1 protein-coding gene is annotated in these 405 nt (G+C 72.3%); it reads left to right on the top strand.

What is annotated here, in order from left to right; translation table 11 throughout:
* A partial coding sequence (locus tag V8Z80_RS20880; RefSeq protein ID WP_336063338.1) for a two-partner secretion domain-containing protein occupies window positions 1–405 on the top strand: 405 nt, incomplete at both ends.

A 405-nucleotide genomic window follows, 5' to 3' on the forward strand; every position in this document is an offset into this window, starting at 1 on the left:
GCGCAGGGCGCGCCCTCGGACGTGCCCGAGGGCCTGGCCGAAGGCGGGCTGTGGGCGGCCCAGGGCGAGCTGGCCAAGTGGCAGGGCGCCGAGCGCCCGGTGCATACGGTAGAGGGCGCACGGCACCGGGTGCAGATCCGCCAGACGGCTGAGCGCGCCATCCTGAACTGGGACACCTTCAACGTGGGCCGCCAGACCACGGTGGCCTTCGAGCAGAAGTCCACCGACGCGGTGCTCAACCGCGTGGTGGGGGCCGATGCGCGGCCCAGCCAGATCCAGGGCGCCATCGAGGGCGCGGGCACGGTGATGGTGCTCAACCAGAACGGCGTGGTGTTCAGCGGCTCGAGCCAGGTGAACGTGCGCAACCTGGTGGCCGCGGCCGCGCGCATCAGCGACGAGCAGTTC

The organism is Orrella sp. JC864 (assembly GCF_037026685.1).
In the GTDB taxonomy this organism is placed as follows: domain Bacteria; phylum Pseudomonadota; class Gammaproteobacteria; order Burkholderiales; family Burkholderiaceae_B; genus Orrella.